Raw genomic sequence first — 1,098 nt, 5'->3', positions numbered from 1 at the left:
GTCTTACCGTGGTCAACGTGGGCAATGATCGCAATGTTTCTTAGATCGTCTCTTCTTTTTTCTGACAAAAGTATTCCTCCCCACTCTTCAATAAAAAAACTGTGACTCTGTCACAGTTTCGGTAACGCATTAGCGCCTTATCGAAGTGCTTTTCTTAAATCTGTATAGTTACGTTAGTGAATTTTACCACCTAACTGCATACGGGTCAACGCTTAACAATCAAGTTAACCCTGGATTTTTTTATGCAAAAACAAGCAAAAACTATTAAACTATGGTAAAAATATAATGTAGATAATAATTTTTAAAAAGGAGTAATTATTTTGATCTTAATGAAAGATATCGTACGTGACGGTGATCCCGTCTTACGTCAAGTTGCCAAGCCTTTAACATTTCCACTTAGTGATCACTATAAAAAATTAGCTGATGATATGATGCAATACTTAATTGATTCACAAGATCCTAAGATTGCTGAAAAGCACCAATTAAGAGCAGGCGTTGGCCTAGCCGCACCTCAAGTAGGTGAAGGTGTACAAATGGCTGCACTTTTAGTTCCTGATGATCAAGGCAAAATTATCTTTAAAGAAGTTTATGTTAACCCAGAGATTGTCTCTGAATCTGTTCGTCAAGCTTGTCTTAGCGAAGGTGAAGGTTGCCTTAGTGTTGATGAAGTTATTAATGGTTACGTTCCCCGCCCTGATAAATTAACCATTCATTACTACACCGTTGACGGTGAAGAAAAAACCATTCGCTTAAAGGATTACCCAGCAATTGTTTCTTCTCATGAAATTGATCACTTAAATGGTCACTTGTTCTATGACCGCATTAATAAGCAGGATCCATTCGCACTTAAAGAAGATACAGTCGTAATTTCTTAATTGTTATTTAACCAAAACAAAAGCCTGCATCTGCAGGCTTTTTTGTATAAAAAAAGTCACTGGTTAACTAGGCCAGTGACTCATACATTGGGAATTAAGAAGATTGAAGAGACTTCTTATAACGAGCAAATGAATTTATTAATCATTTACTACATGATTATCGTACAACTGATGTTATTTTACGTCAATAACATTGACCAAATTTGAGACTGTAAAATAGTTT

General features: G+C 35.5%; 1 protein-coding gene. It reads left to right on the top strand.

Going from position 1 to position 1,098, the window contains the following annotated elements:
• Nucleotides 1-320 precede the first annotated feature (320 nt).
• Nucleotides 321-875 (top strand): peptide deformylase, encoded by a 555-nt coding sequence (gene def / locus CP367_RS10520; RefSeq protein WP_005718875.1) that lies wholly within the window; start codon nt 321-323, stop codon nt 873-875.
• Nucleotides 876-1,098: the final 223 nt, after the last annotated feature.

Source organism: Lactobacillus sp. UMNPBX16 (assembly GCF_002553775.1).
In the GTDB taxonomy this organism is placed as follows: domain Bacteria; phylum Bacillota; class Bacilli; order Lactobacillales; family Lactobacillaceae; genus Lactobacillus; species Lactobacillus crispatus.
This window is presented reverse-complemented; position numbering and strand designations above follow the sequence as displayed.